The organism is Streptomyces prunicolor NBRC 13075 (assembly GCF_000367365.1).
Taxonomy (GTDB): domain Bacteria; phylum Actinomycetota; class Actinomycetes; order Streptomycetales; family Streptomycetaceae; genus Streptomyces; species Streptomyces prunicolor.
Window position 1 is genome coordinate 12,697 of record NZ_BARF01000070.1, and the last position, 22,309, is coordinate 35,005.

Annotated in this window: 22 protein-coding genes and 2 pseudogenes; 19 read left to right on the plus strand and 5 right to left on the minus strand. The window is 63.2% G+C overall.

Annotated features, from left to right (window positions below; all coding sequences use genetic code 11):
• The first annotated feature begins 148 nt into the window (after window positions 1-148).
• From SPR02S_RS30490 to SPR02S_RS65035, 4 genes are all read left to right on the plus strand, one after another.
• Complete coding sequence (locus tag SPR02S_RS30490) at window positions 149-706, plus strand: lamin tail domain-containing protein (protein ID WP_019060822.1); 558 nt, start codon at window positions 149-151, stop codon at window positions 704-706.
• 216 nt (window positions 707-922) lie between these two features.
• The gene (gene fxsT, locus SPR02S_RS56620; RefSeq protein WP_078623040.1) at window positions 923-2,941 is read left to right on the plus strand and encodes an FxSxx-COOH system tetratricopeptide repeat protein; all 2,019 of its coding nucleotides are present in this window, start codon (window positions 923-925) and stop codon (window positions 2,939-2,941) included.
• Between the two features lie 492 nt (window positions 2,942-3,433).
• Complete coding sequence (locus SPR02S_RS65030) at window positions 3,434-3,817, plus strand: DUF6083 domain-containing protein (RefSeq protein ID WP_078623042.1); 384 nt, start codon at window positions 3,434-3,436, stop codon at window positions 3,815-3,817.
• Window positions 3,818-4,078: 261 nt separating this feature from the next.
• Complete coding sequence (locus SPR02S_RS65035) at window positions 4,079-4,351, plus strand: RRQRL motif-containing zinc-binding protein (RefSeq protein ID WP_373283357.1); 273 nt, start codon at window positions 4,079-4,081, stop codon at window positions 4,349-4,351.
• A gap of 1 nt (window position 4,352) precedes the next feature.
• Here SPR02S_RS65035 and SPR02S_RS63295 read toward each other — a convergent pair whose 3' ends face one another.
• Entirely contained in the window at window positions 4,353-4,511 is a 159-nt protein-coding gene (locus SPR02S_RS63295) for a hypothetical protein (protein ID WP_019060824.1), read from the minus strand.
• 94 nt (window positions 4,512-4,605) lie between these two features.
• On the opposite strand from SPR02S_RS63295, the gene SPR02S_RS65770 reads away from it, so the two are divergent.
• Entirely contained in the window at window positions 4,606-4,728 is a 123-nt protein-coding gene (locus SPR02S_RS65770; RefSeq protein WP_019060825.1) for a hypothetical protein, read from the plus strand.
• 8 nt (window positions 4,729-4,736) lie between these two features.
• On the opposite strand, the pseudogene SPR02S_RS60580 reads toward SPR02S_RS65770, so the two are convergent.
• Window positions 4,737-5,740, minus strand: a pseudogene (locus SPR02S_RS60580) (IS5 family transposase).
• Between the two features lie 112 nt (window positions 5,741-5,852).
• Here SPR02S_RS60580 and SPR02S_RS30525 point away from each other — a divergent pair.
• Entirely contained in the window at window positions 5,853-6,536 is a 684-nt protein-coding gene (locus SPR02S_RS30525; protein WP_218006586.1) for a hypothetical protein, read from the plus strand.
• Window positions 6,537-6,640: 104 nt separating this feature from the next.
• Here the strand turns inward: SPR02S_RS30525 and SPR02S_RS63300 are convergent, their stop codons facing one another.
• The gene (locus SPR02S_RS63300; RefSeq protein ID WP_158697888.1) at window positions 6,641-7,498 is read right to left on the minus strand and encodes a hypothetical protein; all 858 of its coding nucleotides are present in this window, start codon (window positions 7,496-7,498) and stop codon (window positions 6,641-6,643) included.
• Window positions 7,499-7,878: 380 nt separating this feature from the next.
• Between SPR02S_RS63300 and SPR02S_RS30535 the strand changes: the two genes are divergently transcribed.
• Window positions 7,879-8,805 carry a phosphotransferase family protein gene (locus SPR02S_RS30535; protein ID WP_026150995.1) on the plus strand — a complete coding sequence of 309 codons (927 nt, stop codon included), beginning with the start codon at window positions 7,879-7,881 and terminating at the stop codon, window positions 8,803-8,805.
• A 22-nt stretch (window positions 8,806-8,827) separates the two neighbouring features.
• Here the strand turns inward: SPR02S_RS30535 and SPR02S_RS30540 are convergent, their stop codons facing one another.
• Window positions 8,828-10,255: an NsdA family TPR-like regulatory protein gene (locus SPR02S_RS30540; protein ID WP_506410163.1), complete on the minus strand. Its 1,428-nt coding sequence runs from the start codon at window positions 10,253-10,255 to the stop codon at window positions 8,828-8,830.
• 234 nt (window positions 10,256-10,489) lie between these two features.
• On the opposite strand from SPR02S_RS30540, the gene SPR02S_RS56625 reads away from it, so the two are divergent.
• The 8 genes and pseudogenes from SPR02S_RS56625 (at window position 10,490) to SPR02S_RS60595 (ending at window position 18,595) form a co-directional block, all read left to right on the plus strand.
• Entirely contained in the window at window positions 10,490-11,041 is a 552-nt protein-coding gene (locus SPR02S_RS56625; protein ID WP_306305747.1) for a bifunctional DNA primase/polymerase, read from the plus strand.
• Window positions 11,031-11,351, plus strand: a complete 321-nt coding sequence (locus SPR02S_RS30550; RefSeq protein ID WP_019060833.1) for a hypothetical protein — start codon at window positions 11,031-11,033, stop codon at window positions 11,349-11,351. Before SPR02S_RS56625 ends, SPR02S_RS30550 begins: the two co-directional genes overlap by 11 nt.
• 4 nt (window positions 11,352-11,355) lie before the next feature.
• Window positions 11,356-11,676, plus strand: coding sequence for a hypothetical protein (locus SPR02S_RS56630; RefSeq protein ID WP_019060834.1), 321 nt, complete (start codon window positions 11,356-11,358; stop codon window positions 11,674-11,676).
• Window positions 11,677-12,279: 603 nt separating this feature from the next.
• A pseudogene (locus SPR02S_RS66225) lies at window positions 12,280-12,504 on the plus strand (DUF1156 domain-containing protein); the annotation flags it as partial.
• 93 nt (window positions 12,505-12,597) lie between these two features.
• A complete protein-coding gene (locus tag SPR02S_RS60585) occupies window positions 12,598-14,268 on the plus strand; it encodes a hypothetical protein (protein WP_373283358.1) in 1,671 nt (556 codons plus the stop codon).
• Window positions 14,269-14,298: 30 nt separating this feature from the next.
• On the plus strand, window positions 14,299-15,636 hold the full coding sequence (locus SPR02S_RS30560; protein ID WP_158697889.1) for a hypothetical protein: 1,338 nt from the start codon (window positions 14,299-14,301) through the stop codon (window positions 15,634-15,636).
• A gap of 2 nt (window positions 15,637-15,638) precedes the next feature.
• The gene (locus SPR02S_RS60590; protein ID WP_078623045.1) at window positions 15,639-17,600 is read left to right on the plus strand and encodes an SNF2-related protein; all 1,962 of its coding nucleotides are present in this window, start codon (window positions 15,639-15,641) and stop codon (window positions 17,598-17,600) included.
• 92 nt (window positions 17,601-17,692) lie between these two features.
• The gene (locus tag SPR02S_RS60595) at window positions 17,693-18,595 is read left to right on the plus strand and encodes a protein NO VEIN domain-containing protein (RefSeq protein ID WP_158697890.1); all 903 of its coding nucleotides are present in this window, start codon (window positions 17,693-17,695) and stop codon (window positions 18,593-18,595) included.
• Window positions 18,596-18,988: 393 nt separating this feature from the next.
• Here SPR02S_RS60595 and SPR02S_RS30570 read toward each other — a convergent pair whose 3' ends face one another.
• Complete coding sequence (locus SPR02S_RS30570; protein WP_019060837.1) at window positions 18,989-19,729, minus strand: GntR family transcriptional regulator; 741 nt, start codon at window positions 19,727-19,729, stop codon at window positions 18,989-18,991.
• A gap of 204 nt (window positions 19,730-19,933) precedes the next feature.
• On the opposite strand from SPR02S_RS30570, the gene SPR02S_RS30575 reads away from it, so the two are divergent.
• Genes SPR02S_RS30575 through SPR02S_RS30590 form a run of 4 tightly spaced genes read left to right on the plus strand, consistent with a single transcriptional unit; the run spans window position 19,934 to window position 22,139 of the window.
• Window positions 19,934-20,275, plus strand: coding sequence for an SCO3933 family regulatory protein (locus tag SPR02S_RS30575; protein ID WP_019060838.1), 342 nt, complete (start codon window positions 19,934-19,936; stop codon window positions 20,273-20,275).
• The gene (locus SPR02S_RS30580) at window positions 20,275-21,597 is read left to right on the plus strand and encodes an FtsK/SpoIIIE domain-containing protein (protein ID WP_019060839.1); all 1,323 of its coding nucleotides are present in this window, start codon (window positions 20,275-20,277) and stop codon (window positions 21,595-21,597) included. The genes SPR02S_RS30575 and SPR02S_RS30580 overlap by 1 nt, the downstream gene beginning before the upstream one ends.
• Window positions 21,598-21,609: 12 nt before the next feature.
• Window positions 21,610-21,804: a hypothetical protein gene (locus tag SPR02S_RS30585; RefSeq protein ID WP_019060840.1), complete on the plus strand. Its 195-nt coding sequence runs from the start codon at window positions 21,610-21,612 to the stop codon at window positions 21,802-21,804.
• A 44-nt stretch (window positions 21,805-21,848) separates the two neighbouring features.
• Window positions 21,849-22,139, plus strand: a complete 291-nt coding sequence (locus tag SPR02S_RS30590) for a hypothetical protein (protein ID WP_019060841.1) — start codon at window positions 21,849-21,851, stop codon at window positions 22,137-22,139.
• The last annotated feature ends 170 nt before the right edge of the window (window positions 22,140-22,309 follow it).

Here is a 22,309-nt window from a genome sequence, read left to right on the forward strand (position 1 = left end):
ATACGACCGACTCGTAACACGATTCACGTATCGCTCATATCCCGTCCGTGTGGTGGAGAAGGTGTGGGTGTGCGGCCAACAGGCCGCCACCCGCACACCGCACAGCCCGGGGTCCGGCCGTAGCCGTATCCAGGGAAGTGCCCGCACCATGCTGGGGGAACCCGTGACCTCTTCACCTTCCGTGTCCGTCCGCCGTCTGGCCGCAGCCGCTCTGGCTGCCGGCGCTCTCGTCGGCGCGGCGGCACTGCCGGCGACCGCGGCCGACCACGCGGCCCGGCCGAGCGTGGAGATCAGCCGCGTGCAAGCCGACTCTCCGGGGCCGGACGACCGCTCCGCCCGTTCGCTGAACAACGAGTGGGTGGAGATCACCAACCACGACCGTCGCAGCGTCAACCTCGACGGCTGGAAGCTGTCGAGCAAGGACGGCAAGACCTACACCTTCCGCCACTACCGCCTCGACGGCCACGCCACCGTCCGCGTCCACACCGGAAAGGGCCGCGACACCGCCCACGACGTCTACCAGGACCGCCGCGACTACGCCTGGGACAACCGCTCCGACACCGCCACCCTCCGCAACGACCACCGCCGCCTCGTGGACGACAAGTCCTGGGGCGGCCACGGGGGCGGCGGCCACAATGGAGGCGGCGGTCACAACGGTGGCGGCGGGCACGAGGGTGGCGGCCACGGTGGTGGGGGCCACCGCTGACCACCTGCACCATGACGTCAGGGCGTCATGACGCTACGACGCCATGACGCCCGAGCAGTGACGTGACACCCGCGGCGCGCTTCCCCAACCAGGGGCGGCGCGCCGCTTGTTGCTGCGCCGGCCGGTCAACGGGGCGGGCTCCCAGGTCGGTTGTACGGCTCCTGGGATAAAATCACGTCGGCTGCTGATCGTCGCGGTCGTACCGAAGAGGGAGCCATGTGGCGAACGCTGACCAGTGCGGTCGCCGGTCTGCTCGTGCTGTTCGTCGGCAGTCTCGCCTTCAACGCGGCGTCCGGCCAGAGCCGTTGGCCGGGACCGCTCGACTTCGTGCGCGTCCACCCGTGGGTGGTGCTCCTCGTCCTGATCCCGCTGGCGCTCATCGGGTTGTGGCAGGTGCCGCGCCGCGACGGTGCACAGGAACCGCTCGCGCCTGCTACGTACCGACTGCCGCCGCGCAACACCAACTTCACCGGCCGCGACGCCACGTTGCGGGAGATGCGGCAGCGCCTCACCTCGGTGAACGACGTGGCGATGCTCGTCGAGCACGGGATGGGTGGCGTCGGCAAGACCCAGCTCGCCGTCGAGTACGCGTACCGCCACCTGTCCAAGTACCGGTTCGTAGCGTTCGTGGATGCCGAGAACCCCGATCTGGTGGCGTCCCAATTCGTTTCGCTGGCCGGGGAGTTGGGGATGACGGAGGTGAGCTCCGGCCAGGTCATCCCGCGGGTGTACGGCAAGTTGGTGGACCGTAGGCCCTGGCTGATGATCTTCGACAACGCGGAGAAACCGGGCACGCTCACACACGCGCTGCCCTCCGGCGCCCCCGCGAGCAACGGCCATGTCATCGTCACGACCAGGGTGAGCGGCTGGTCGGGCAGAGCCGGCACCATCGACCTGGACGTGTTCACCAGGCGAGAGTCGGTGGAACTGCTGGTCCGACGGGTGCCCGGCATGACCGAGGCGGTGGCGGACCTGATCGCCGAGCAACTGGGCGACCTGCCACTGGCGTTGGAGCAGGCGGCCGGGTACATGGGCTACAACAACACAACGCCCGAGGAGTACTTGACCCTGCTGACGTCACGTCTGGAGGACATGATCGCGCAGGGTGAGCTGACCGACCGGCCGACGGTGGTGGTCGCGACCCTGTGGCGGCTCAGCGTGCGCAGACTGGAGACGGACCAGGCCCAGGCCGTACGTCTGCTGGAACTGTGCGCCCTGTTGGCGCCGGAACCGATCCCGCTCGACCTGTTCACCGGCAGCCCCGAAACGCTGAACGGAGTCGCGACCGACCCGCTGGCGTGGGACACGACGGTCGGCGCCCTGGCCGGCATGGGCCTCGTCCGGCGCGGGACCGGATCCCTGCTGCTGCACCGGCTGGTACAGGCCGCCACCCGCGCCTCGATGTCGCCCCAGGCACACACCGACGCCCGCGTCCACCTCTCTCGTGCGCTGCTCGCGGCCGTGCCGCACGACATCCACGGCGACCCGGACGCGAAACCGCGGTGGCAGAAGCTGCTCCCGCACGTCATCGCGGTGACCAAGGACGATCCACCGGCCGAATGCGCCGCGGAGACCGCGGTGTTGCTGAGGCTGGCGTCGACGTACCTCATCCAACTCGGGGACTGCCCACTCGCACTGCCCCTGTGCGAACGTGCTCTCGCGATCGACGAGTCGCTCGACGACCGGGACGCGGAGATCGGCTTCGACCTGATCACCCTGTCGCAGATCCACCGCGACCTCGGCGCGACGGAGAGAGCCCGCCCACTGGCGGAACGCGCGCTGCACCTGCACGAGTCCAGCCTGCCGGCGGACAGCCCCGCCATCGCGACGGACCTGGCCACACTCGCGCGGCTTCACTCCCTTCTCGGCGACCCCGAGGCGGCGCGCCCACTAGCCGAACGGGCCCTACAGATCGACGAGGCCGCCTACGGTCCGGACGACCCGTACGTGAGCTTCGACCTGATAGCCCTGGCGAACGTCCACGTCGACCTCGGCGACCACGCCACAGCCGAGCCGCTGATCTCACGCTCGCTCCGGATCCGCGAGGCCAACTACGCACCGGACCACCTGTACATCGGGTACGTGCTGCTGTTCAAGGCCAAGGTCCTGCACGCGCTGAACGACCCGAACGCAGGGGACTTCGCGGGCCGGGGTGCACAGATCCTCCAGACGCGACTGGGCAGGGCCCACCCCAAGACGGAGGATGCGTTCGCCATGGTCGATCGTCTGCGTTGACGGCGCTGCGGAGCTGAACGCCTTTGGGCACGGTCTCGTTGACTTGGGCCGAGTGCCCGTCCGCCACGACCGAACGTCTCGCAGAACTCCTTCGCCTCGCACTGGCAAGCGGACTCGGCCGGGACAGCGACGGGGGCAAGGCGCCGGTGCGCTCGCTGATCAGCTCGTGTTGCTCGAGTTGGGCTGTGACTTCCCCGGCCTGATGACCGATGTGGCTGTCTTCGGCAACGGCATGGTGCAGCTTGGGACCTCTGGATGGAGCGGCCGGCGCTCACGGCTGAATCATCAGCCGCGAGCGGAGCGAGCCTTGATCTTCAGCCCACAGCCCAAACATGTCGGGGGCTTCGTGGTGTCTCGGCCGTGCGTCGACGGTCGTTGGTTGCGGGGTGCACCTTCTGCGTTGTGTGCAGCGGCGGCAATAGATGCACGCATCATGCGGTCCGTCCGATTTCCCTCTTAGCACGAAGGCCCTGGGCTATCGACCCTCGCGGTATGGGGGCTTTAGGAGAAGGACCGCGCAGGTTGAGGGACAGGCAGTCACGCTGCCTGTACTGCGGCCTACTGGCTGACCGTGTAGCGACGCTGGACCATGACTGGGTACTGCTCGAGCCAGAGATGGAGCCACTGGCCCACACTGTGCCGGCGGAGCATCGGTGGATCGTGCTGTCTGATGGGCGGGTGACGGTCTACGGCGTGTGCCCGCCGGATCCGTTTCAGCGGTGTCGTATTGAGCACCGGCTTGCCTGCTCGGCACAACCGCTGCCCGATCTCTGGCCATGGTTGACGAGCCTGCGGGTCGAGAACGGGCGTCAGGTGGAACGCCAGAAGGATCCCGAATCACCACAACCCCCGGAAACATTGCCGGATACCGGGTGAGGGTGCCTCGATCTCACGGCGCCAACGGCCCCCGTGATTACTTGGGTTGACCTGGTCCAACACCCCAAGATCCTTTCCATGAACAGTCCACAGAGGCCGTCTCGGGGTCGCTAAGCGCCGCATACGCCTGCGCCAACGCGCTGACGGCGGGGTGTTCAGGCACCTCATGAATGGCTGCTACCTCAAGGGTGAGGCCATCACCCCGGACGAAGCCGCAGTGGCCCTGCGGCTGATCCTGACGCGCAGCTCGGCCCCGGACTCCTGGGAGCGGGAGATGGCCGCGCTACGTCAGGCCGCGCGGGACATCCTCGTCGTTCGAGTAGCGCGTCCGCCGTCCAAGTCGCCCACCTCTACCGCGTCGACTGGGCGAAGCCGGTGCGGCCGATGCCCTCGCGGAAGCGGGGTGCGCTCGCCCTGGCGATGCTTGCTCGCCGTACCTGCCCCAAGTGTCATGTGATCTACGGCTATTGCCTCCCTACGTCGCTCGGGATGTGCATCCTCTGCGCGTACCCCGATGATCAGCGCGCTGCGTGACCTACCAGATGTCCAGAAGCTCGGCGACGGCCTCCATGATTCGGTTCTTGCGGCGGTGCGCCTTGCTGCAATAACGCCGCTTGCGCCAGCGGCTTTCCGGCTGCTGCACCGGCTCGCCGCACCACTCGCACGGCCGCGTCTTGAACTCGGATTTCCCCACGCCACCCCCCGTAGCACCCCGTGCGGGGTCCGTTCGCCCACCTCCTGCAGCGACAGCTGGACCCCGCCTTTCCTCCCATGGGAAGGAACCTTCAGTGAAGCACTCCGACGACGAGAACGAACTGTTCCACCGGCCCGAAGCTGAGATGACCGACGACTCCGGTGCCGAGGTGGTCGACCTCGGCAAGGCCCGTACCGCGCGACTAGGGCCTGTGTGAGGTTGTGATCAGCCAGTTGCCTTCAGGAGGTCGTTGATCCAGATCATCGCGGCACGGAGGTGGAGGCCGGCGAGGTAGCTCTCGGGCGTCTTGTCGTATCGAGTGGCGATGCCCCGCCATGCCTTCAGCTTGTTGACCAGGCGCTCGACGGTGTTCCGCTCCTTGTAGAGATCATCGTCATGACCGACGGGCCGGCCGCCCCGGCTGCCCTTCTTCTTCCGGTTGGCGGCCTGGTCCTTCTTCTCCGGGATGACCGCCTTGATGTTGCGTTTCCGCAGGTAAGAGCGGTTGGCGCGGGACGAGTAGGCCTTGTCCGCGGCGACAGCGTCGGGCCGGGTCCGAGGCCGGCCGACAGGCAGACGGACCCGTATCTTCTGCAGCACGAGGACGAACTGCGGGCTGTCGGCGGCCTGTCCTGCGGTCAGTACGAGTGACAGCGGACGGCACTTGCGGTCAGCGGCGAGATGAATCTTGCTCGTCAGTCCGCCACGTGATCTGCCGAGCAGAGCTTGGTTCAAACGGAGCCTGCGCCGTCGCCTGACACGCCGTCGCTCTTCCTGCTCGGGGCTGTCCCTGCCGTCCTGTCCGTTCTGTTCTGGCGGGCCGCCCCCTGTTGCCTGGCCTGCTCCTGCTCGGCGGCGGCTTCCTCAAGAGCGTCCATGACGTCCTTGCCGATGGGCATCCCGGCTGCGTCGTGGTGGGCGCGGGCAGTGGTGGAGTCCACGCCGACCAGGGACAAGTCCGCCTGTCCCCGGCGGGCGGCCTCCGCGATCACGCCTTCCAGAAGAGCGGAGAAGACCCCGGCGTCCCGCCAGACGCGAAAGCGCCCGTAGACCGTCGGCCACGGTCCGAACTCAGACGGCATCTCGCGCCACTGGGCGCTGGACCGGAACCGCCAGATCACCCCCTCGAACTGCTCCCGCAGCCGCTCGGGATACGGGCCGTACTCGCCGATCGGCAGGTACGGCTCGATGAACTCCCATTGTTCGTCGGTGAGTTGCCTACGCGTCACACTCAGCGTCCTACCAGGTCCTGCACCCACACGGAACCAAAACCCGAGACTGATCACGACATCACACAGGCCCTAGTCGGCCGACGGACCGCTCACTCTGGTCGACAGTGCCGTGCCGACTGTGTCCGGTCCTGGCGTCATCGATCGCATCAAGAACTCCAAGCGGATGGGCGTCTTCCCACCGTGGATGAAGTCCCGCAGGGAGTTCGTCGAAGCGCTCGGCTGGCTGGCCGGGCACCTGTGGCACACCGTCGCCTTCCATGCGGTGCGGGTGCCGTTCGTCTACCTGCTCAAGCTGGTGTGGCGTTCTCCGCGCGGGGTGCTCAACATCCTGGGCAGGATCGGCCGTTGGGCCGTCGACGGCGAAGGTGAGGTGAGCCAGCACACGGCCACGAACGAGCAGGTAGACGAGTACCTGAAGCTGTCTCGGCAGCGGGACCGGCCGGTGCGCCTGCGGATGATCCTCACCGTGCTCGGGGGAGTGTTCGCCCTGGGTGTGGGCCTGTTCCTGCTCTTCGGGGCGCAGTCGAGGACGCAGTTCATCGCCGCTACGGTGGCCGTGCTCGGCTTCGGGCCGGCGGATGCGCCGCTGGCCACCCGGGCGGTCATCAAGACCGAGGTGCAGAAGCTGACCAGCGACATCGTGGTCAAGGCCATGGCGTCCATCGGCATCGGCCAGATCGTGTCTGCGGTCGCCAAGGGCATGGACGGCATCAAGTTTGTCTCCCCGATCACCCGCGAGGGTCCGGGCTTGCGTGCGGAGAGGGCTATGGGTTGGGTGGCCGATGACGGCTGACTGCCCACAAACGCTATAAAGCGGCCTCTTTGGGGCCGCTCAACTGTTGTGCGCCAACCGGTGCATTCCGCTGGGATGATTTTATCCGTCGCTGCAGAACTTCCTTAGGATACTTGGCTGTGCAGCTCTATTTTCGCAGCTCGGACGAAATTTACTTCTTCCTCGTCGAACTGACGAGCAGCATTGCGGTACCTTCTGCTGAGCATTGGAGGGCGGGGTGAATGCCCTTCGATGAGCGCCTCGAACTCTTCGAAGTCGAGCGCGTTGGGCGACAGGGCGCTTCTGGCCTCACGGCAGGAGTGTTTCGCGGCTCGGATTTCGTGAGTTTCGTGTTCGTCTAGATCGGCGGAATCGGAGGGGGAGGCGGAGTAGAGACTGCGCAGATGAAAGAGCGCCTGTATGAGCCTTTCAGCTGGGTCATGCATGATCACCGGCCCGTCGTACTGCATTCTGTGGAGCTTTCCCTGCACTCTCTCGAAGACGGCCTGATCGCCTAGGGCCATCGCCATCACCTTGGCAGCATTGGTCATTCCGGCGGCAGGCGCAGCTACGTCATCAGGGCCCTCAAGTTCGACAATCGTTTGAGCTGCCTTGAGGGCGGAGAGAGCATCTTCAACAGCGGCCTTACCGGCTCTGATGCTCTCTAGTGTGAGTTCCTCAGCGTTGTCCACGGCAAATCGTTCACTCACCTCTGCTACACGATGCACAGAAAGCAGGAAGGAGGCGTACGCTTCTCGCTGGATGCCACGGCGCCATTGCATATGAGTGGCGTATGTCTCGGCGCGGACAGTGTCCAATGCTGCACGGTAGGAAGACTCGGCTTGAGCCATCCCCGCTTCGCTGGTGGCTTCCGCTGTACGCAAGGCGGCTTTCATCTGCCAGCGGCCTATGGCCATCGTGGCAGGTATCCCGATAAGCGCCACTCCGGCCGCCGAGAGCGCCCCTATCCCCTGAAGATCCATGCCAGTCATGGTGACGTACCCCAGGGACGGAGCCAGGTGCCGAGGCCCAGCTCTGCAAGCCAGGGCTGTGTCCCACACGCCCCTCACGCACAAACCGTGCGCAGCAACGAGAAAGAGCGGGAGTCAGTGAGACTGACTCCCGCTCTCTCGTGTCGGCATCCGCACAGGTCAGAGCATGACTCTTGCTGTTTGACTGGCGAGTGCCCCCGGCAGGATTCGAACCTGCGCACACGGCTCCGGAGCCCAGGTGAGACCGTGACGCTTTTGTAGGCCTGACCTGCGGGGGAGCGGCATCCAAGGGGCCCGCTGACCAAGGTCATCACGCCCCTATTACGTGGGCGGCCTGTCGAGCGGCAGGGCGGCGCCGTATGGTCGAAGGCATGATCTCGGGCAGCGGCGGGGACCAGGACGGCGGCACGGAGTTCACGGAGGAGAGCCTCGGGGCTGTCCTGCGCGAGGCATGCACGAAGGCCCAACTGGACCCGGATGGCGCCGAGTTGCTGCGGCTCGGCTCCAACGCCGTGTACCGCTTATCGAAGTCGCCGACCATCGTTCGCGTTGCTCGTGACCTCGACGTCCTGGAGGACATGGAGCGGGCGGTACGGGTTGCGCGGTGGCTGGAGGCGGAAGACCTTCCGGCTATGCGGGTGCCGGCGGGCATCACGCAGCCGCTCGTGGTCGGCGGTCGGGTCGTGACCTTCTGGGAGAGCGTCCAGGAACGCGAAGAGTACGCCACGGTAGGCGAGTTGGCCGATCTGCTCCGCCGACTCCACTGGCTTGAGGAACCCGAGTCTCTGAGGCTGCCGTACTTCGACCCGTTTGCGAAGCTGTCGGGCTCTCTGAGGCAGATGGACGGCGTCCCGGAGGAAGACCGCACGTTCCTGGAGGACCGTGCCGCAAAGCTCCACAAGGACTACGACCGGCTGGACTTCGTCCTCCCCTTCGGGATGATCCACGGGGACGCGAGCATCGGCAACGTCCTTCGCCACCGGGACGGTCACGCCGTGCTCATCGATCTCGATGGCTTCGCGCTGGCTCCTCGCGAGTGGGATCTGATCCAGACGGCGATGTTCTACGACCGGTATGGCTGGCACACGAAGGCTGAGTACGCCGAGTTCGTTCACCGATACGGCTTCGACCTGATGAACTGGCCCGGCTACGAGACCTTGGCGGATCTCCGCGAACTGATGATGGTGTCGTGGCTCGGCCACCAGGTCGCTGGCAGCGAGCGTTCTGCGGCGGAGTTCGCGAGGCGCGTGCGGTCTCTGCGTACCGGCGAAGGGCGAGACGCGTGGGGCCCGTTCTGAGCGGCGGCCCTACACGCGGGAGTCAGACACTGACGTGAGCCTCGGAAGCCACCCAGAGTCTGTGCTCTCCGACTTGCTCCGTGAAGGCTCGCGCTTCGGTGGTGTTGCCGACGGCGGCGAGACCCTGCCGAAACTCGGCGAGGTAGCTGACACATCGGGCTGACTTGAGCTGTTCGCCGAGGTCCAGCGCATCGAGTGCCACCCTGCACGCCTCCTCGACATCGCCGGCACGTAGGTGCGCGTCGGCGAGAACCATGGTCGCGAAGAAGTCGCTTCGTACGTGACTGCCGCTCATGGCGTTCTCGGCGTGAGCGACGGCCTGTCGGGCGCTGTTGACGTCACGGAAGCAGTGCGCGGCCTCGGCGGCAAGTTCGGTCTCGTCGAAGTAGCTGATCCATTCGGGCTCGTCGTCGCTGTTCCGACTCTCCAGCGCCTTCGTGGCCGCGCTCAAAGCGGCTTCGCAGGCTCCTACGTCGCCAGTTCGGGCGAGAGCGCGGGCTTCCATGACATGGAACTGGGCGCGCAGGGTGGGAGTAGCGACGGGGGAGATGCCCATGAGGGCGGCCCGAGCGAGTGTCGCGGCCTGGGTGTAGCGGCCGAGGAACGTCGCCTGATGACTCATGGCGGAGAGGATGCTCCCGGCGAGGCGGCGGTCGTTGGCGTCTTGGGCCAGTCGGAGGGCTTGAAGGAAGTACCGCTGCGCCAAGCCGTGGCGGCAGGCGTCGTAGGACATCCAACCGGCCAGGAGAGTTGCCTCGGCCACGGTGGAGAACAGGGCCCGCCCGACCTGCTCGGTGTACTGCCCGCGCAGGAGCGGAGTCACTTCGGTGCTGAGGTATTGGACTGCTGCGTGCCGAGCGTGGTCGCCACCGAAACGGTCGTCCAACTCGGCGAACATGTCCGCGGTGGTCTTGATGGCGGCTACGTCTCCGAAACCGACGCGCATTCCATCTCGATGTTGCCGAGGAACGGCCGGTTCGGGTGCGACCAGCCACCGAAGCGAGGCTTCGTTCCATGCGGGCTCGGACGGCTCGGCCTGCAACAGGGGCTCGTACCGGTTCAGATCAGCGCGCCACAGCAGGCCGACGGTCTCGATCGCCCCTTCGGGGCTTGCCGGATAACTGGCGTCCAGGAGTCCGGTGTCTAGCTGGCCCTCGTGGTTCAGCCCCAACTCGGCGGCGCTGAGTCCGTACGCCTCACACAGAAGTGGACCGTAGAAGTCGTCCGGCGTGCTGTGCCCGTTCTCCCAACTGGCGATACGGCGCTTCACGCTGGCGTCCGACGGGAGTTGGTGGCCACGGCGGAGCGCAACTTGACGCAGCTCCCGCACCAATCGCGGCTGACTCCAGCCGCGACCTACACGGGCTTGCCGTAAGTGAACGCTGATCGGCTCCAGCGAGGACGTGACCGTTCCCTCCCCACTTGTACATGGGTGCGACTTCTGGGGCACGCGATTCTTTGGCTTCTCGACCGAATGTACGCGCTGTTCACCGGTGCGCGCTGCAAGTAACCGGAGTTCGCGGGTTGTTGACCCGTGACGGGGGATGACGCGTGCACCCGTGACGTGTCATCCCCCGTCACCTCTCGTCATCTGCCCTCACCAGGGTGGTGCCCCTGAGTCTGGACACCAGGCGGCATTGCGGCCGCAACTGGGTTCTGACCGAGGTGAGATGACGTGCAGAGGATGACCAGAAGTGGCATGGAGTGGCTCTCCGCCGCAGCGGACGATCCCGCCGAGTGTCGGCAAGTGTGGGCGGACGATCCCCGAAGGCCCTGCGCGCTGTCGACCGGCCGCTTTTTCGACGTGCTGAGCGTGGACCAGCGTCTCGGGTTGGAGATGTTCGACCGTCTTCGACGAAATGGGATGCTGTTCGGGCCGGCGGTCGTCGACCGCAGGGCGCAGCGAGTCGGCTTCTTTCTGGGCTCGCAGGGCCGCGAGGTCTTCACGTACTACCTCGAACGCGAAACGTCATCGCCACCGTCGTACCGGTACCTCGACCACGGCTGCGCCATCGTCGTCCCCGGAGCCATCCCTCTGTCCGAGGACCGCTACCAATGGCTTCGCGCACCTACCCGCCGACCGGAAGCCAATCCGCGGCGCCCGGTCGCCCTCGCAACCGTCCTGGTCGCCTCCACGGAACTCCTGGCACGGATGGACCGCTTCGACGAGCAGTACCCGACGCCCTACTCAGCGGTCGTCGCCCTCCCCGAGGAGACGACCACAGATGCCGGATGAACCGACCCACGAGCGCGACGCCGCCGCGTGGTCGCCTCTCGACAGCGACGGCTGGTACGCGGCCCGAGACGCGACCACTGCGTTGCGAGACGTCCTCGTTCGCGCCGGCCTAGAGAAGGACTTTCCGTACCTGCGCGCGGACGTGAACGCCTTCGGGCACGGCCTCGTCGACTTGGGCCGAGTGTCCCCGGCCACGGCCGAGCGCCTCGCAGAGCTCCTGCGCCTGGCACTGGCAAGCGGATACCGCCGAGACGGAAACGACGGAAGTCACGGATCGTCCATTGCCGAAGAACACGAGGGAAGGGCCTGACGCCATGACCGACCGGCGCGGAGTGGTGGCCAAACGAGCCGAGGACTTGTCCCCTGGCGTGCCCTACGTACGCGGCTGGAACCGCGCACGGCGAGGCGCCGGCACCCTCGCTGATCAGCTCGTGTTGCTCGGCCTGGACTCCGACTTCGCCGGCCTGGTGGCCGACGTGAACGTCTTCGGCGACGGGGTGGTGCAGCTCGGGACCGTTCGTCCTGAAGCGGCAGAGCTGCTGGCGAGGCTGATTGCGGCTGGGCTGGCTGCGGAGTCGAGTGACATGACGACGAAGGCGCCTCGGCTCTCGCCTCGGGAAGCTCCTGCGGCATGAACCACTGCTCGGTGGCGGTTGGTTGTCCTACCGCTCGGCCGGGACCGGCGCCCCAGCGCCGCAGCCCGGACGAACGGCAGGACAACCAACATCAGCTCGGGAAGCCTGGTTGTCCCAGCAGCGTGTGCTCCGCTGACCTGTGGCGGAGTGGTGTCGGAATCCTGGCCGCAGCCGTGGTCTGTCCCGCTGTTCCCCCTAGCTCCTCGCGCGATTTGGCACACGCGTAGCGCGACCCTCTTGTTCTGGAGCGTTTGAGCCGCAGCGGACGACAGCTAGCCACGAGCACGAGCACGGGCGCGTCGACCGATCGGGCGCGCGTGTGCCAGGGCACCCGTAACCGGGCCTCAGCCATGCTGCTCAGTGACGTCCATAAGAGCAGTCCTCGACGTCAGACGCGCCGTTGAGGCGCGCAACTACGTACAGTAACCAGTCGGAGTTGATCAGCCGCTGCGCGGCGTGAGCTGGGCCAACAACTCGGACGACTATCCGGGTACACCATCAGAGACGATCTCGGACCAGCTATCCTATCCCGGGAGCGCTGCGCGAGTCGGATGATGACGGTATCTGGAGGCTCCGTCAGGCAACACTATAAATTGGGGAACGATGACTCTCGATGTCGCAACAGTAACCCAACTTAGGTTGGAGAACTTTCCAGCCCTTTCGAGCGCTTCAGAGGCGCGTCCATCTCTGATTGAGTCGTGGTTCCCGGCGCGCGAGCTGTCGCAGGTCATTGCGAAAGACCGGCGCGTTCGCGATTCGGCATATTCCGCTCATCGCTGGTGGGCTCGTCGACCGCCGGCCCTGCTCCGGGCACTCCTTCTCGCAACTGCCCTCCCCCCTGGCGTCAGTGAGCATGACTTCTGGGAGCGGTATGCATCCGAGGCTCCTCACCTTCGCGGCAAGACTGTCTACGACCCGTTTATGGGCGGCGGATCGACGCTGGTCGAAGCCCAGCGGCTAGGCGCATCTGTTATCGGCTCGGATGTGGACCCAATGTCGGTTCGCATCGTTAGATCTGAACTTGCCCCTGTCAATGGCAACAAGCTGCGTGATTACGGCAAGCTTTTGCTGACTCACCTAAACTCGAAACTCTCCTGGCTCTACCCTTCGGATTCTGAAACTGCGCCGTTGCACTATTTCTCAGTCGCCGAGGTGCAATGTCCGTCTTGCAGCACCGTTGGGTCGCTCTATCGGAATTTGATTTTGGTTCGCGATCCCAAGAAGATGGGAGCTGTTGTCCGCGACCACGCCCTTACAGTATTTTGCCCAGAATGCTGGAAGCTGCATGACCTAGATTCGACTGACCGCAAGATTTTGTCGTGCTGCGGTAAGCGATTCAAGATCTCTCAAGGAACGTATCGCGCAGGTTCGTATAACTGCCCGTCATGCGGGGTAGCGTCAACTCACCGAGATTTGAAGACTGGCATCGCGGGCCGGCGGCTTCTAGCTATTGAAGATACACAGGCCAACGGTCGACGCCGCCTCCGGAAGCCTAGCGGGGATGATGAGTCTGCTCAGCTAAGAGCTGTTAAGGAGTGGGCGGCACAACGTGACTCCCTACCTCACCCCGTAGGGGAGGTCAGGGCCACACGGTCCGACGAGCGACCGCGAAGCTACGGTATCAACGCGTATGAGGACCTTTTCACCCCGCGACAACTTCTAGTCCTGGGCCATGCGCTGAAGTGGATCGAAGAGAATGTTTCGGAGGAGGATTTCCGGACAGCGCTTGAGTTGGCAATCTCAAACGCACTTTCGACGAATAATAAACTGTGCGGTTATGCCACCGACTATGGACGACTGTCGGCTCTCTTCTCTGTACGTGGGTACTCCCTTCCCGCCCTGACAGTAGAATTGAACCCGCTCCATGGAACTGGCGGACGTGGCACTATTGCAGCCTGCATTGAGCGCGTCGCTAAGTCGGATGCTACGGAGGTGCGCCGTCATGTGTGGGATGTGCACACGCGTCGGCCGGTCCCGAACCTTTTCACCTTCTCGCGTGCAGCTGAGTCTTGCCGGGTTAGCCTGAAGAATGCCGCCTCTGCCTCTGACTCTAAAGACATAGAGATGATCGACGTTGCGGTATTCGATCCTCCGTATTTCGACTTCATCGCCTATGATGAGTTGTCAGAATTTCACCGAGCCTGGTTTGGGGAGCTAGATCTGGCTGGTGACCCACTGTTGCCGAAGGCGAATAACCCCGTCCGCTCTTTTGGGATGCAACTCGGGGCATCAATGCGCGAGATGGTCAAACGTGCACGCGGATCTAATCCGTTTGCTTTCACGTACCATTCGGCAAATCCTGATGCGTGGAAGGCTGTTGGGGTGGCCTTGGATTTCGCTGAGCTTGCCGTGACAAAACTCTGGCCTGTGCGCAGTGATGGACACATGGGCCATCACAGCAATCCAGGGAACTGTGAATGGGATGTTATCGTGGTTTGCAGGCCCAAGAGGGGCACAGTTCCGCGGCAGCTAGAGGATGCAGCCCAGCGCTGGGTTTTGGAGATGAAACCGCTACACGTAAATGAAGCGGACGTTCGCAACTTTGAGTCCGCACTCGAAATGGCTAGACCTCGGTTCGCTAGTATCGGCTAATTTATCGGCGCGACGTTTCCTGGGGGGACCATGCGCAACTCGGATGAGCGCACGCACTACATCGCAGAACAAAAGAAGTCTGTTGATCGTAAGGTCCGGGTTTGGGTGCAGGATGGATGGCAGGACTTTGAAGTTTTCCGTGTTCCGGTAGATGCGCTTCTTCTGAACGTCGATAATCGACGCTTTCGCGCGGAGAAGATGTGGGCAGAAGAGCATTTGGGACGGCAGCTAGACCCTGAAAATTATCCGATCGATGAGCTTTCCATTGGCTCACTCCTCTTGGACGTCTCTCATAGAGTCGAGGGAGACAAAGTAGTTGGAAAGCCCGGTGGGAACTATGAGGCTCTGAAGAACGACTGGTTGCTGCGCAAACAGGAGTCTCCCCTCTGGATTAGGCCTGATGGCACGGTCCGTAATGGAAATCGCCGTCTTTCAATGATCAAGAGGCTGCAGAAGGAGATTGGTTCTGCCAGTCTAGAGCGGGTAGAGGCAATCATCCTCCCCGATAGTGAAATCGACGAGCCCTCCTTGTTGGAGATGGAGCAGCGTGAGCAGCTGACGGAGAACTTCAAGGTTCGGTACAACGATATTGACTACCTCCTGGCTCTTCGTGAGGCTGCGGAAATTCGTGAGGTCCAGTGGCACGATCGCGAAAATATCGAATCTGTGGCTGGCGAACTTCAGAGCATGGTTGAGAAGTCGAAGGGTGAGGTTGTACGGGATCTCTTCGCAGTCAAATATATGGACCTATTTCTTGAGGACTCAGAACAGCCTGGTCAGTACCATCGACTGCTGAAGACTTTGGAACGCTTCCGCGATATCGGCCGCATGATGATGCAGGTCGAGGAGCAATATCCAATGGAAGCTGCCGAGATTTTGCAAACCCTCTTCGCCGCGGTCCGCGCTGGTAAGGGTCACTTGGATATTCGTTCAATTCGGGCGATGTTCAAGTCGGACAGGTCGCGCTTCGATAAGTTGGCGTCAAGGGTTGCGGAGGCGGAAGCTGGATGGGATATTGCCGCTGGCCCATCTCTCTCCAACCCAGGTTCGTCAGCTCCCATTGATAGTGACGTCAGCGATGATGAACCTGACGCTGATGACGAGGGGCCAGGTCCGGATGTTGCCAATTATCCAAAGATCGAGATTGGCACGGCCATTGACCTGGCGATCGATGCTTTCTCGGCATCCCAGCAGGATGACGTCGCGCAGGTTCTGCTGGAGGTCTGTAATCGCCTTGAGGTACTCACTGAGCAGGATCGCCTAGGCGTAGCTCTGACTGGAGATGACGGCGCTAGAGTGCGAGGCAGCCTGACGAAGATAGTCGAATGGGCCGATGTAAATAGACACCTCATTGAGCCGGCGGACTAGAGATGACCGAGCCGAAAAGGGTTTCACTGGAGTTTGTGGACGAAGGTGTCTTGGTCACCGGAACTTCGCTAGCGGGTGATCGTAGAGCCCGTCTGTTTTTCCGCAGCATTCTCGGAGCCCGTCCGATTGATAGTGGCTATCTGTGTCCACGTCGGAGACTGAGCAATTCTGTATTGGTTCTCAAGATCTACGACTGGCTCCTGGCCAACGGGTACGATGCAGAAGGCGCTGGCGAGGTTAAGACAACTGTCAGTTCGGAGCTAGCACGCAGACTTAGCTTCGCGCGAACCAAAGAAGCCGCGCGGAAGCAGAAGGGAGATGCAGCTGACTTCGACTTCTCTCGCGTCGACTCCGCTATGCAGAGTTTCGGATGGTCGAATGAGCGTAAGCTAAGGCCACATCAGAAGGTTGGCGTCGCCCATGCCCTTACGGCAATCAATGTGGGTAATTTTTCGGTTCCAGGCGCCGGGAAAACTACGACTACTCTGGCTGCGGCTGTTACCCACCTCCAAGCGGGTACTGTTGATCTGCTTGTGGTGGTTGGCCCCCTAGCATGCTTTGACCCGTGGGAGAAAGAAACCCGATTCGCGGTCGGTTCATTGATTAGGGCTCGAAGGGTTCGGGGAACGGCGCGACAACGCCAGACGATTTATCAGCAGACCAGGCCGAGGGATTTGCTGCTACTCAGCTACCCTACGGCGGCCGCGGATCAGCTGATGTTGCTTGACTTGTTCAAGGCTCATAACGTCATGCTGATCGTTGATGAGTCGCATCGCGTCAAGAGGTTCCGAGGCGGAGTTTGGGCACCCGCGCTAGTTGAACTAGCAAAGCGAGCTACTGTCCGAATGGTGCTGTCCGGTACTCCAATGCCACAGTCAGGAAGGGACCTCTATACGCAGCTAAACATCCTGTGGCCAGATGGTCAGCTGACTGGCACCAGAGATGCTTTTGCGGCTCGTGTAGATAGCGATTTCGACGATGTCGTTCGAAATGTCATGCCTTTCGTTTCTAGAACTCCAAAGGCCGCTTTGGGGCTACCTCCATATATAATTCATCATCATTCGGCCGAACTGATCGGTACGCAAGCCGAGATCTATGAGCTGATTGAAAACCGCTTTCGGCAGAAAATCGCGGACGCGGCTACTTGGAAAGATAAGCTTGACAGCCTTCGTCGAGGCCGACCCATACGGCTTCTCCAGGCCGCATCCAATCCGTTGACATTTTCTTCGAAGGATACGTATTTTCACCTTCCTCGAATGGAGGATGCCTCTCCCACTCTGATGGAACGCCTCACTGACTATGGGGCCTCAGGTGAAGTTCCGGCTAAATCTGCTGTAGCGATTGACCTGATCAGGGCAATTGCCGGCAGAGGCGAAAAGGTCGTTTGTTGGAGCAATTTCATCCCTAACTTGGACTACTTCCGAAGCCTTGTTGGCGAGGTATTGGGGATTCCGTGTTATCAAGTGGATGGGCGGGTGCCAGCGGGACGGGATGCGCTGCATGGCGATAACGGTCTCGAAATCGAGGTGCCGGGAGACGCAGATACGCGTGAATCTGTCATCGACAGATTTCTCCGACAGCAGGGACCTGCAGTTCTTATTACCAACCCTGCTTCGTGTTCTGAGTCAATCTCCCTGCATAGTTCCTGTCATAATGCTATCTACCTTGACCGTACTTATGACTGCGCTATGTTCTTGCAGTCTATTGACCGGATTCATCGCCTTGGTCTACCACCTGATGCCACCGTAAACGTTCACATTATTGACGCGTTGGTGGACGGGCGTGAGACGGTTGATGCTTTGGTCGAGGCATCGCTCGCTTCCAAGGCTCGAAGAATGCAGCAGCTACTTGAAGGCGCCGAGCTTCTGCCATTCAATCTTTCGGAAGACCCCGCGGTCGACGCTGAAGGCTCCGAGGCGGACTTGGAGTCGCTGCTTCGCTACTTGTTGGGACAGGGAGAGTGACGCCCAAGGACTCGGGCAGCTGGTTGACAGCTGTACGAGTGGGCCGCATGCCTGCGATCCTTTCCGGCATCCGGAGGCATCCGCCTCCAGGCATGGATATTCGTAAGGCTCGCCTGTATTTGTGGCGAGAATGCGGCGGCCCGATGGATGACGTGCCGATCCTTTTGAACCTCCTAATGCAGGTGGGACTTGTCGAAGCCGAAGGAACCTGGCTGCGGCTGTCCAAGGAGGGGCGCAAGGTAGCGACGCAGGACCATCGGACGGGCGGGAAGCATTTGGGTCTTGCGCTGATTCGATCAGGAATTTTTGCTGCCCAAGTTAGTCGACTCCTTGAAGTCGGCAAGGTCGACTCCAGTCGCTCTCTGGTTTGTCCTGCCGAATTGGCAATTAGTGTTGCGCCTCAGTTGATAGGAATTCTCCGACGCTTCGGTCAAGCGGTTTCTCTGACCAACGAGTTGAACGTGTCGGCTGATTTGGTCACAGAGATGGGTGATGTCTGGTCCCTCTTGCCGCCCCCGGTGACGCCTGAAGCTGACCACAGAAAAGACATGGGTAATAGGGGTGAGCTCTACAGTTATCGGTATTGCCGTTTGGCGGCCGATGACCCCGCGAAGGTGCGATGGGTGGCGAGGGATGACGAGTCGCTGGGCTATGATATCGAAGATTTGAACTTTGTACCCAAACGAAGAATTGAAGTCAAGGCCAGCGCGGAGAAAGTTGTACGATTCTTTCTTAGTCCAAATGAATTGGAAGTAGCGCGTCGACTGGGGGATGCTTACGAGGTTCATTTTTGGGGCGGGGTGTCATTGAAGGCTCCCGTAAAGGGAGAGTTCGACAGGCTCACGAAGGACGGCTATCCGCTAGTATTTCGCGGTTTGGCCACGCTGCTGACATCGGGATATTTGTCTGCTATCCCTACGCAGTACCTGGTGACTCGGTCGGACGGCGACGATCGTAATGTGCAACAGAGTGATACGATCATGGATATTCAATAGTTACCCAAGTTTACCGGAACCGATTTTTTCTGGTTTGGCGAATCTGGTTCTGACGCTTCGTGATCCCATACGGTCGATATCCTGATTCGCCGATGCGCTGGAAGGGGTCATAATCTTAAATCGTGGAGCCCCCCGCGGTTCCAGCGGGGTTCTCCCCTCCCGCGGCCGCGCTTGCTGTCAGGCTGGTCGCTTGGTGCGGGATCGTGTCGGGCCGTACGAACGCCTGAGCATTTTGGCGGCGGTGGCATGCGGGCCGTAAGCAGCCGTTTATGCGCTTGGACGGACGGCGCGGCGGTCGGGTTGGCGATGATCGCTGAGTGCTGTTGATCGCCAGCCGAGCGAGCGCAGCGAGCCTTGATGATGTGAAGAAAGTCTGAGCCAGCTGACCTTCGACTACAGCCTGAATGACAGTTCCAGATTGTCGCCGGGGAGGTGAAACTCCTCCAGGGCCAGAGGTTTGTTCCCCTCTGCGAGCGTTACGCGGATGACGTGTAGGAGCGGGACACCTTCGGGAAGGCGGAGGGCCTGAGCCTGGTCAGGTAGAGGCATGCGCGTGCGTACGTACTCCGTGAAGTGGAGTTCGTGGCCCAGCTCGGCAAGCGTGACGTACAGCTCCGGTGCCGGTAGCGGTGCCTCCTCCTCATACTTCGTGCCGACCAGAAGAGAGAACGGCACGTATGTGCGGTGGAGTTGGCGGAGGCGGCCGTGGTCGGCGGTCTGCAAGGCGTCGTACGTGAACATCGGCTCGCCTGGCGGGATGCGGAGGAGATCCGCCAATGCCAAGGGCGCGTCCGTGCGAGTGGCTACCGGTGGCTCGGCGTTCGTCCACTGGATGCCGTCGGCCTCCATGTACCGGCCGTCGGGGGCCAGGCGTACGCCGCGCGGGCGCGTGAGGCTTGGGCGACTCTGGGGTGAGCGGGCGAATGTGCCTCGCCCCATGATCACCTCGACCAGGCCGGATGCCCGTAGCTCCGTGAGGCCCTGACGGACTGTGGGACGCGTCACGCCGAACTGCTTTGCCAACGCTTCCTCGGAGGGGAGCGGTTGGCCGGCGGGGAAGGTGCCGTTCAGGATGCCTTCGCGCAGGTAGTCGGCGATCTGCCGGTACTTCGGCTGCGTGTTCTTCGGCGGCATGCAGGCCCTCCACGGCCGTGATCAACACGATCGGTGTCCCAGGCGTGGAACGTACCGCCCACGCCTGGAACACCATCCCTCATCACGAGACGGTTGACAACCCGTACTACGGGTCGCACTCTGGACTCCGACCACCCGTACTACGGGTGGTCTAGCAACCCGAAGGATTGGCCTTCGGGTGCCAGAGATGAGGAGTTCAGATCAGTGTCAAGCCTTCCGATCGATACCGCGAAGTTCACGGGGATCATCTGTGCCGTTCCCCCGGCTCCGCGGGTTGCGAATCGCGAAACCGGTCAGCTTCGTGTTGACCGTGATACCGGCAAGACCGTGTTCCAGGTCGGGCTTTGCCTGATGGCCGGGTCATCGGCGGACGTGGTGAACGTGAGTGTCGCCGGTGAGCCGGCCGGTGTGCAGCTCGGTATGCCCGTGGCCGTACGGGACTTGGTCGCCACGCCGTGGGAGAACGACGGGCGGCACGGGGTCGCATTCCGTGCGGCGGAGATCCGGCCCCTGAGCGCTCCGGCGGGGAAGGGGGCCGGGCAGTGATGACGCTGGCCTCCTCCACCTCCTCCGCCGGGACGGTCTGGCCGAGTTGGGTTCTGGTGGTGGCCGCAGTGCTGTGGTCGGGTCTGCTTCTCGCAGGCCCGGCCCTGCGCCGCCGCTACCCCGTGGCCTGGTGGCTGTTACTCGGCTTCCCGGTCATGGTCGTCCAAGTGGTGCGCACCTGGCGGCCGTTGATGGCCGGGTGTGGACTCGCCGTGAGCCGTCGGCCGGCGCTGACCGTGGTGTCCGGGCTCGTCGGCAACGGGGCGTCTCCACCTCAGCCGCGCGTCCCCCGGCACGGGCTCATACGCCCGACCGGTGGCGGATTCTGGATGCTGGTACGGCTGTTGCCGGGCCAGGTGCCCGAGGACTTCGTCAAGGCGGGGCCCGCTATGGCGGAGGACTGGCAGGTCCATGGGGTGCGGGTCACCTCTTGGAGGCCGGGAGTCGTACGGATCGCCGCCTCCGTGGCCGATCCGCTCGCCGCTCCTCGACTGCCGAAACAGCGCGGGCCCGCTCAACTGCTCCGGGTCGCTGTGGGCGTGCTGGAAACCGGTGCCGGTTGGGTCATCGACCTGCGTCGTGTGCCGCACTGGCTGATCGTCGGTGCCACCCGGTCTGGCAAGTCGACGTTGATCAATGCACTTGTCGCGGGTCTGGCTCCGCAACTGGTCGCGCTCGTCGGCATCGACTGCAAGGGCGGCATGGAACTGTCGCTCTACGAACCCCGGTTGTCCGCCCTGGCGACCAATCGTGAGCAAGCGGTTCGGCTCCTGGCGGCACTCGTCGACCTGACGCTCGACCGCATGACCGTCTGTCGGGCGGCACGTGTGCGCAACATCTGGGGTTTGTCGGAGAAGGAACGTCCGGTACCCGTCGTCGTGATCGTCGACGAGATCGCGGAACTGTTCCTCGTCGCGAGTCGCAACGAGAAGGACGAAGCACACGCGGCCGGTACGGCGTTGATCCGACTCGCCCAACTCGGCGCGGCGCTTGGGGTGTTCCTCGTCGTGGCTGGCCAACGGGTGGGCTCCGACTTGGGGCCGGGCGTCACGGCACTGCGTGCCCAACTCGGCGGACGCGTGTGCCACCGGGTGGCCGATCCCGGTACGGCGGAAATGGCGCTCGGAGATCTCAACCCCGACGCGCTCAAGGCCGCACAAGCCATCACACCGGAACAGGCGGGTACGGCCGTGCTGGCCTCCGGCGACGGCTGGGAACGGGCCCGCTCGCACCTGGTCACCGAGGTGGACGCGGAAGCCATCGCGGCTGAGTACGCGTACCTCGCCCCGGTCCTGCCCGAATTGCTCACCGCGGCCAAGTGAGAGGGGGCTGTCGTGCTGGTGTCCATGTCGGCCGTGTTGCTGCTCGGCCTGTTCATCTGGTTCCTGCTGCGCATCCGCTACCTGCGCTGGGCGGACACGTTGCTCTGCGGGACCTTCGGCTTCCTGGTGGCAAAGACCGTGGCCGCGCCGGTGGTTCAGGCGGTCCTCGTCGCGGTCAGCGGCTTCCTCGGCCAACTCCGCTTCTGAAGCGACCTCACCCGATGTCCGAACAACAGAGAGGTGGGCGAGCCATGTCCACGTACGAAATCCGCTCCGGCGACCGGGCTGCGTTCATCGCGGGCCTGCGTGAGCTGGCGGACTTCCTCACCGAGAACCCCAGTGTCCTCGTACCGCGCAATGCGTCGTTCGGCGTCTTCGTCGACGCGGCGGACTCCACCGCTCGCAGGGAGGGCGCGGAACACGTCGCCGCTCCGCTCGGCGTCCCGGTGGAGGACCTCGGCGAGGGCTACTACGACGCACGTCGCACCTTCGGACCGATCGCGTACAGCGTCGTCGCGATCCCGCCCAAGGAACAACAGTGATCGCCCGTTTGACGGGCTCCCGACGGGGCGCGAAGTCGCCAAACCCGACCCCGTCAGGAACCCACTCCATCCGCCACATGAGCAGTGAAAGGAGTACTCACACTTTGTCCACCGCGCATCGATCGCGCAAATCCCTTCTGCCCGAGTGCGAATTGAGGGTCGTCGACTCC

Bases quoted from the DNA above. Each gene is read 5' to 3' on its own strand.
- SPR02S_RS30490 (WP_019060822.1), top strand. From the start codon at position 149: ATGCTGGGGGAACCCGTGACCTCTTCACCTTCCGTGTCCGTCCGCCGT.
- fxsT (WP_078623040.1), top strand. From the start codon at position 923: ATGTGGCGAACGCTGACCAGTGCGGTCGCCGGTCTGCTCGTGCTGTTC.
- SPR02S_RS65030 (WP_078623042.1), top strand. From the start codon at position 3,434: ATGGGGGCTTTAGGAGAAGGACCGCGCAGGTTGAGGGACAGGCAGTCA.
- SPR02S_RS63300 (WP_158697888.1), bottom strand. From the start codon at position 7,498: ATGGATCTTCAGGGGATAGGGGCGCTCTCGGCGGCCGGAGTGGCGCTT.
- SPR02S_RS30535 (WP_026150995.1), top strand. From the start codon at position 7,879: ATGATCTCGGGCAGCGGCGGGGACCAGGACGGCGGCACGGAGTTCACG.
- SPR02S_RS56625 (WP_306305747.1), top strand. From the start codon at position 10,490: ATGACCAGAAGTGGCATGGAGTGGCTCTCCGCCGCAGCGGACGATCCC.
- SPR02S_RS30550 (WP_019060833.1), top strand. From the start codon at position 11,031: ATGCCGGATGAACCGACCCACGAGCGCGACGCCGCCGCGTGGTCGCCT.
- SPR02S_RS56630 (WP_019060834.1), top strand. From the start codon at position 11,356: ATGACCGACCGGCGCGGAGTGGTGGCCAAACGAGCCGAGGACTTGTCC.
- SPR02S_RS60585 (WP_373283358.1), top strand. From the start codon at position 12,598: ATGGGCGGCGGATCGACGCTGGTCGAAGCCCAGCGGCTAGGCGCATCT.
- SPR02S_RS30560 (WP_158697889.1), top strand. From the start codon at position 14,299: ATGCGCAACTCGGATGAGCGCACGCACTACATCGCAGAACAAAAGAAG.
- SPR02S_RS60590 (WP_078623045.1), top strand. From the start codon at position 15,639: ATGACCGAGCCGAAAAGGGTTTCACTGGAGTTTGTGGACGAAGGTGTC.
- SPR02S_RS60595 (WP_158697890.1), top strand. From the start codon at position 17,693: ATGGATATTCGTAAGGCTCGCCTGTATTTGTGGCGAGAATGCGGCGGC.
- SPR02S_RS30570 (WP_019060837.1), bottom strand. From the start codon at position 19,729: ATGCCGCCGAAGAACACGCAGCCGAAGTACCGGCAGATCGCCGACTAC.
- SPR02S_RS30580 (WP_019060839.1), top strand. From the start codon at position 20,275: ATGACGCTGGCCTCCTCCACCTCCTCCGCCGGGACGGTCTGGCCGAGT.
- SPR02S_RS30590 (WP_019060841.1), top strand. From the start codon at position 21,849: ATGTCCACGTACGAAATCCGCTCCGGCGACCGGGCTGCGTTCATCGCG.